Source organism: bacterium (assembly GCA_040757115.1).
GTDB lineage: Bacteria > UBA9089 > CG2-30-40-21 > CG2-30-40-21 > SBAY01 > JBFLXS01.
Map to the genome: position 1 here is coordinate 1 of JBFLYA010000190.1, position 7,304 is coordinate 7,304.

Annotated in this window: 9 protein-coding genes; all 9 read left to right on the forward strand. The window is 41.9% G+C overall.

The window, feature by feature from the left end; all coding sequences use genetic code 11:
* Nucleotides 1–127: 127 nt before the first annotated feature.
* The 9 genes from AB1422_14330 (at nucleotide 128) to AB1422_14370 (ending at nucleotide 7,166) form a co-directional block, all read left to right on the forward strand.
* Entirely contained in the window at nucleotides 128–406 is a 279-nt protein-coding gene (locus AB1422_14330; protein MEW6620489.1) for a hypothetical protein, read from the forward strand.
* The gene (locus tag AB1422_14335; GenBank protein MEW6620490.1) at nucleotides 403–822 is read left to right on the forward strand and encodes a hypothetical protein; all 420 of its coding nucleotides are present in this window, start codon (nucleotides 403–405) and stop codon (nucleotides 820–822) included. Before AB1422_14330 ends, AB1422_14335 begins: the two co-directional genes overlap by 4 nt.
* A gap of 1 nt (nucleotide 823) precedes the next feature.
* Nucleotides 824–1,930 (forward strand): hypothetical protein, encoded by a 1,107-nt coding sequence (locus tag AB1422_14340; protein ID MEW6620491.1) that lies wholly within the window; start codon nucleotides 824–826, stop codon nucleotides 1,928–1,930.
* Nucleotides 1,923–2,906, forward strand: a complete 984-nt coding sequence (locus AB1422_14345) for a hypothetical protein (GenBank protein MEW6620492.1) — start codon at nucleotides 1,923–1,925, stop codon at nucleotides 2,904–2,906. Before AB1422_14340 ends, AB1422_14345 begins: the two co-directional genes overlap by 8 nt.
* 106 nt (nucleotides 2,907–3,012) lie before the next feature.
* Nucleotides 3,013–3,249 carry a transglycosylase SLT domain-containing protein gene (locus AB1422_14350; GenBank protein ID MEW6620493.1) on the forward strand — a complete coding sequence of 79 codons (237 nt, stop codon included), beginning with the start codon at nucleotides 3,013–3,015 and terminating at the stop codon, nucleotides 3,247–3,249.
* A 342-nt stretch (nucleotides 3,250–3,591) separates the two neighbouring features.
* A complete protein-coding gene (locus tag AB1422_14355) occupies nucleotides 3,592–3,852 on the forward strand; it encodes a hypothetical protein (GenBank protein MEW6620494.1) in 261 nt (86 codons plus the stop codon).
* 173 nt (nucleotides 3,853–4,025) lie between these two features.
* Entirely contained in the window at nucleotides 4,026–5,183 is a 1,158-nt protein-coding gene (locus tag AB1422_14360) for a hypothetical protein (protein MEW6620495.1), read from the forward strand.
* A gap of 64 nt (nucleotides 5,184–5,247) precedes the next feature.
* Nucleotides 5,248–6,432 carry a M23 family metallopeptidase gene (locus tag AB1422_14365; GenBank protein MEW6620496.1) on the forward strand — a complete coding sequence of 395 codons (1,185 nt, stop codon included), beginning with the start codon at nucleotides 5,248–5,250 and terminating at the stop codon, nucleotides 6,430–6,432.
* A gap of 161 nt (nucleotides 6,433–6,593) precedes the next feature.
* Nucleotides 6,594–7,166: a hypothetical protein gene (locus tag AB1422_14370; GenBank protein ID MEW6620497.1), complete on the forward strand. Its 573-nt coding sequence runs from the start codon at nucleotides 6,594–6,596 to the stop codon at nucleotides 7,164–7,166.
* Nucleotides 7,167–7,304: the final 138 nt, after the last annotated feature.

Consider the following 7,304-nt stretch of genomic DNA (forward strand, 5'->3'; position numbering starts at 1 on the left):
CATCCCCTGTTCAATTACCATTTTAATAACTTCAGCCTTAAGTTCTGGACTGTAACTGTGGTTCTGTTTCATCTCTTCATTCCTGCCATACTCAAGCAACTCTGTCCATAGATATCAGTATAGCCCAATGGTGAGGGATACCAGCGGGGAATTAAAGGCCCTGGTCGAAAGTTTTGTGGCTGAGACTGACCCGGATGTCCGCAACAGCTTAATGGAGCGGATTCTCTTCAAGTGGACAGGAAGTGACGGAATTGACCCAAATAGCAGGGGCAGTAACATAGACGCCAGAAGGCTGGCAGTATTGGAAAAATTCTTCGGCCAAGCATTCGTATTTCAATACGGAACTAACCCTATTGCAGAAGCGGCATATCGGGGAAATAATCTTTCAATGCGGAGGGCGGCATGATTAAAACGCAAAAAAGAACTCCTTCAATTGCTGTTGTTTTACTTGTAGTCGCGGTCATTGCGGTCTCAGCCTGCAAACCGACTCACCCAAACATAGGTGGTTTCGCACGTGACTTGGCAAAGGAGATATATGTGCGTGTATGTCCGGCGAAGTATGTTCCGGGTGAACGGTGCGGCAATAGAGATGTTCGAGTTGAAGATGACTCAGGACGAACTGTTTACATCAATGTGTATGGTGTAGTTGATAAGGACGAGATTCGCTCACTTGTTGACTTTGCCGCTGCTTTTCGCGGTGAGGAATACAAGGCAATCCCCATTGTAATGACATTTTATGCTGAATTGAGAGAAGTTAATACTCTAAAGGCCTTGATAGGACCCAAGGTTATTTATAAAATCAAATTAAGAGGAGGAAAGTAAGATGCCGACAATTGAGTTTCGTATCGATGTCTTGGGGACGGATGGAATACCGCATAGTTTTATTTTTATTGATAATGGCGCAGGGGATAAGCGCAACTATGGATTTGGACCAAAAGAAGAAGGTTCATTGTGGGGACCCGGTGTAATTAGTGATAAAGCTCACGAATATCAATACAGTTATGGCCCGATTGAGGTTACTCCTGAGCAATATAATAGAATGGTCGAATATATCACTGAGAGCATAAATAATCCGCCCTATTACAGTTTTTTGCCAGCCAGTATTCTTGATAACGGTGTAACTCAATGTTCGCAGTGGGTAAATGCTGTTGCTAAGGCAGGTGGTGTTGACTGGGGAGGATTTACTTGGAACCCTTATGGCCATGCAATGTATATAAGTTTAAGAAAAATTTTTGATTGGGTTAAGCACCAATTCACCGCTGCTGCTCCTCTCTCTAACGCCAGCCCTATCATATTGGATTTAGATGGTGATGGGGTAGAGACAACCAATGTCAAAGGTAGGGCCTATTTTGACCATGATGGGAATGGGTTTGCTGAACAGACGGGGTGGGCTGCCCCTGATGATGGGATTCTGGTCTTTGACCGTAACGAAGATGGGATCATCAATGATGGTAAAGAGCTTTTTGGAAGCCAAACCATCCTGGAAGACGGGACCACGGCGGCTAACGGTTTTCAGGCATTGGCTGATCTGGATGACAATTTGGATGGTAAGATAGATGCCGGTGATGCGGCTTGGACCAGCCTGAAGATATGGCAGGATGTGGATGGAGACGGGTTGAGCGCTGCTACTGAGTTCCATACCCTTGATGAACTCGGCATTCAGTCTATCAATACAGGTTACGTCGATTCCACTTTTATAGATGCTCAAGGTAATGAACATTGGCAGGTAGGCAGTTTTACCAAGACAGACGGTACCACCGGAACGGCAACAGATGTCTGGTTCCAGTCGGATAAGGCCTACACCATTGCCACGGAATGGCTGGATGTGCCGCCGGAGATAGCTGTGCTACCAGACTTGCAGGGCTATGGCAATGTCTATGACCTGCACCAAGCCATGGTCAGGGATGCGAGCGGGGTGGCATATGCATAGGAAAGAGAACATCAGTATCATTTCTTTTGTAAAAATATTTTATTTATCACTCGCTATTTGTCTATTCATTTCCTTAACATTAATTGTTATCCCTGCGTATTCCGGCGAGTTCAAGCTGATAAAGGTTAATTCTCATTATGAACCTGAAATATCAGAAGGTATTATACTACCGGGGACAAATACAAAGGCTGGCGTATTTACATATGTTATAGATGAAGTCAAAGCAGATGAGACATCGAAAGCAGGTTTTCTTATTAAGGATAAAATTTATTATGTTGAGTCTGACAGATATGCCCATATACAACCCAAAAATTGGTTAGAGTACACGGGCACATTTGATCCCGGTGGAGATCCCAATTTCGGTATTTTTGAAGATTATTTTGTAATGGATGCCTACAGCATTGGAGCCAGTCATAACCGCAAAATGTTTCTTTTCAGATTCAACGAAGACACTGTGCAATTGTTAGATGTAATTGTAGAAGCATATGTGAATAATATTGAGATGGATTTTATATCTGCATATGAAGAAACTGATAAAGTTGCACCTATAGGAAAAATTCCACATCTCTTCAAAGACACTTGTGTTTCATGGATTAATATTAAAGATGTTGATAGGGACGGCAATCCCGAGTTTAAAGTTGTAATTCGTGAAAAGAGATTTGAGCTTTATTTTGAAATAGCTAACGACCGATTGCAGGTAGACTTCAATCCGGACCTGTATGCCCCCCTGTTTGAGCGTGAGAAGCTTAAAAAAACAAAAAGAAAATCTGACGCATATTATATTTACGGGTTCCTAGCCAACGAGTTGGACTTAAAAAAGATAAAAGCTATGATGGAGGGAACGTGTAAAAAACCATATGAACAATATGGAAGGGTGGTAGCCCTTCTTGAAGGACATAAAGAATGGGATTCTGCTTTTCATAACTATCTCGGCGAAAATCCTATATTAAAACAATGTAACCTAAAAAGAAGGTAAGTATCATGGCATCTATTTGGGACATTATCAAAATTAAAAGCATTGCGGGAGTTGAAAAGGTTACAGAAGAGCAAAAGAATTTAATAATTTCTGATGCTGTATCTAATTGTCGCAGCAGCAGATTGCTTATGGAATAGCAGCAATTGGGATTGAGTCTGCTTTTAATCCTGACGCAGAATCTCCTACAGGCCCTTACGGATTGGGTCAATTTTCCACGGACACCTGGAATGAGGCAGTAGCCTATTATAATAGTAATTATGGGGGCAATCTTGATCCTGCTCAAAGCAGGGATGATGTCTCTGCTCAAATAGCGGTCATGGGAGCATGGACGAGCAAAATCTGAACGAAGGCCCAAAGTTATGCAAATAACCCGATTTTTAAGGGGTATAGTGTTGAGGAAATAGCCTATGCATTACATCATGAGAGTTATTATTCCAGTGAAGAAAAAGTAAAAAGATTCCTTAAATCTCCCACATATAATAATTCCAATATCAAAGGTTATTTCACCACTACTTATCTAAATGCAAACAATATTCTTGGTGGTTATTACACTGAAAATGATTATTTTAGTACATCTCAAGCCTCACTTTTAGACGGAACTTTCGATCCTAAGCACCAACTCTACACCACCGCTGCTCCTCTCTCTAACGCCAGCCCCATCATATTGGATTTAGATGGAGATGGGGTGGAGACGACCCATGTCAAGGATGGGGCCTATTTTGACCATGACGGCAATGGGTTTGCTGAACAGACAGGGTGGGCAGGGACTGATGATGGAATACTTGTAAGGGACATAAATGGAAATGGCGCTATAGATGACGGCAAAGAGTTATTTGGAGATCAAACCTTATTGGGTGATGGCACGAGGGCCAGTAACGGCTTTCAAGCATTAGCAGAGTTAGATGACAATCTGGATGGTAAGATAGATGCCGGTGATGCGGCATAGGCAGTTAGAAGTATTAGCCGCGAATAAGACTTACGTTCGGAAATTTTTATTGACGAGATAGAATCAGGATAGATATCTCTTTCGATCTATTATATACTCGCGCATTCCGACGGTGAAACAGGAGATGGCAGAGGGTAAGAGTGCGGAATTGTAGGAGTAAAGGAGGCGATGGAATGAGAGATGTTTTGCAAAAAAGCAAGAATAGACTTATAGCAATTCTTTTATTAAGTATAATTATCCTGTGTGTAAATTTTAATAGTTATGCTGATGAAAAACAGATTTCTAATGACCAAGAACAGAATAAAGAAATTTTTATTGGGAGATTTGAAGATTATATTTTTGCTCAGTGGTGTGGGAATAATGCCCTTGTAGTTAGTGGACGTAAAATTGGTATAGAGTGGATTGATATTCTAAGCAAAAAAACAATAAAAATAAGTTCACCTGTGATTGTCCCTCCACGTGAGCTGTGGCAGAAAGGCTGTTCATATGGCAATGACTATCCCCTAAACTGCACATCAGATGGAAGATGGGTTATATATGCAGATAGAAAGAGTTCACGGATTGATAAGGGTTATAAGCCTCCTAACGATAGTGACGAGCCAGAAGACTGGGATGGGGGAGTGATTGATTTATATCGGTATGATGTAACTACAGGCAAAACTCAGAGGTTCGCAGTAGTAAGGGCTTTAGGACCATTTGAGGCAGTGTCACCGGATGGAACAAAGGTTTTTCTTGGAGGCAAACATAACTCATCAATAGAGATGCCTGAACCTAAATGGGATGTTGTGTACTTTAAAAATTATGATTGGGTTCAATCCGGGGCTCTATGGTTTTTAGATTCCTCGGGGATTGTAATGGGTCAGAATGATCCAAAAAGTGTAGAGGTTGAGTTTTTTGGCAAAAATGGGTGGGCTAAGAGGTTTGAATTGAAACAATTTGAATATGAACCTTTTTCACTTGCTGTAGATAAAGCAAACAGGATTTACTTTGATGGAGTGGAAAAAGGTAAAAAGAAAATAGCCCTCTATCGTTGCAGCATCAAAAATAAGAACTTGTCTTGCGAAAAGGTACTTGAGCAAGTTGGTAATTATAAGGTATTGCCTAATGGAGATATTATTATCACAGAAACAAAAGACTGTATAAAGTATATCACTTTGGGGCAAGGCGATGGGAAATGTATAGCAGAGAAAGGGGATGCAACTCTTATCGGCATTAGAGGGATTTCGCCGGATGGGAAATGGTTGGCATTTGTGCGAGAGAAAAAAATACCAAAGGGCACTTTCTTTGAAAAAGAAAGCAACTTATATATTCTTAAACTTACAAACCAATAAAGGAGGTAAAAAGCCGTGGATTTTTATGCACCCATTAGTGGTCAAGTGACAATAACCAGTTTTTATGGGCCGAGGGGATGTTCGTAAGGGTAGTAAATTTCATAGAGGCATTGATTTAGTGCCAAAAGAAGGGCAGGCGCTAGGGACGTCAGTAGTTGCTTCGGCTCAAGGGGAAGTTGTTAGTGTTATTACTAATAATGCAACATATGGGAATATGGTTGTGATAAAACACGCAGTAGAAACAATAGATGGAAGAACATATTACTATTATAGTTTATATGCGCATTTACAAGATAACTCCATCAATGTTCAGATAGGGCAACAAATAGCAGCGGGTGAGCAACTTGGTACAATTGGCAATACTGGGACTTCATTAGGCCCGCATCTTCATTTTGAAATAATAAAGTCAGAAACTGATCTGCAATGGAATTCTGGAGATGGTGTGAATACTAACGTAAGCGGATCAGAAGGCAGAATAAATCCCACTGAATTTCTAAACTATTATAACGATGCTTGTTGGATTGACTCTCGTAATCTCGGTATCTTTTTTGAGAATAAATTTGAACTTTCAAAGCAAGAATTCACCACCATTGCTGCTACACCAGTCTCCCCCATTGTTCTGGATTTGGATGGGGATGGGGTGGAGACGACCGCTGTGGGAGAGGGGGCCTATTTTGACCAGGACGGCAATGGGTTTGCTGAACAGACAGGCTGGGCAGGGGCTGATGATGGAATACTTGTAAGGGACATAAATGGAAATGGCGCCATAGATGACGGCAAAGAGTTATTCGGTGATCAAACCTTATTGGGTGATGGCACTAGGGCCAGTAACGGTTTTCAGGCATTGGCTGATCTGGATGATAATTTAGATGGTAAGATAGATGCCGGTGATGCCGCTTGGGCCAGCCTGAAGATATGGCAGGATGTGGATGGAGATGGTTTTAGCGCTGCTGATGAGTTCCACAGCCTGGATGAACTCGGAGTTCAGTCTATCAATACAGGTTACGTCGATTCCACTTTTATAGATGCCCAGGGTAATGAACATCGTCAGGTGGGCAGTTTCACCAAGACAGACGGGACAATAGGAACGGCAACAGATGTCTGGTTCCAGTCGGATAAGGCCTACACCATCGCCACGGAATGGCTGGATGTGCCGGAGGATATTGCTGCCCTACCTGATTTGCAGGGCTACGGCAATGTCTATGACCTGCACCAAGTCATGGTCAGGGATGCGAGGATAGGCCGTTAGGTATTAGCCGAGAATAAGACCGACGGTCGGAAATTTTTGCCGACGAGATAGAAATCAGGATAGACATCTCTTTTGACCTATTATATACTCGCCAAATTCCGACGGTGAAACAGGAGATGGCAGAAGACAAGAGTGCGGAACTGTAAGGTGAAGGAGGTAGCGTGACCGAAGTAAAAGCAGAAGACATAACTAACCTGAATATTAATACGAATTCAGAAGACCCTTTGTTTGTGTTGAGATATCAAGGGTGGAGGATTGCCTGGAGGTTATTTTGGCCTTATTCAATTGGCTTGCCGCTGTTTTTTACGGGTGCATTTTATTGGTCTGATAATTTCACAGGGTTTAAATTCTGGTTTGTAAAGATAGTTAGTATCACTGTTGTTTTTGGTTCACCTTTAATAATTATTGAGATGCTGATGACCCAACGGATTGAACTTTATAAAGACAGAATAGTCAAGGTGTGGAGGTTTGGGTTGAGGAGAGAAGTGAAGCTCAACGAAGCAATTATATGTGGGTCATCTAGTTGGCTTATGAGCCAGATATGGATAGCAAGAGGAGATATACCCAAGTTTCTTTCGGGCTTAAAAGGAGGGTTCTTCTATGATGAACACTTAGCAAACCCTAAAATGGTGAAAAGGTTTCATGCAACATTGTCACAGATGGCTGGTAGAAATATAGGGGAATCCTTTAATAAATTTTTCCATACTGACAAGATAATCCTTAAAAAGGAGTAAATGTAAATAAATAAATGGGGACGTTCGTGCAGAACGTGCTTGACAAGCTGAGTGGGTTTGTGAGATATAGGAACACATGCCAAGATTAGCGAGACTGGATGCGCCCGGAGTTCTGCACCATGTTATCGGGCGGGGTAT

Bases quoted from the DNA above. Each gene is read 5' to 3' on its own strand.
- AB1422_14330 (MEW6620489.1), top strand. From the start codon at position 128: ATGGTGAGGGATACCAGCGGGGAATTAAAGGCCCTGGTCGAAAGTTTT.
- AB1422_14335 (MEW6620490.1), top strand. From the start codon at position 403: ATGATTAAAACGCAAAAAAGAACTCCTTCAATTGCTGTTGTTTTACTT.
- AB1422_14340 (MEW6620491.1), top strand. From the start codon at position 824: ATGCCGACAATTGAGTTTCGTATCGATGTCTTGGGGACGGATGGAATA.
- AB1422_14345 (MEW6620492.1), top strand. From the start codon at position 1,923: ATGCATAGGAAAGAGAACATCAGTATCATTTCTTTTGTAAAAATATTT.
- AB1422_14360 (MEW6620495.1), top strand. From the start codon at position 4,026: ATGAGAGATGTTTTGCAAAAAAGCAAGAATAGACTTATAGCAATTCTT.
- AB1422_14365 (MEW6620496.1), top strand. From the start codon at position 5,248: ATGGGCCGAGGGGATGTTCGTAAGGGTAGTAAATTTCATAGAGGCATT.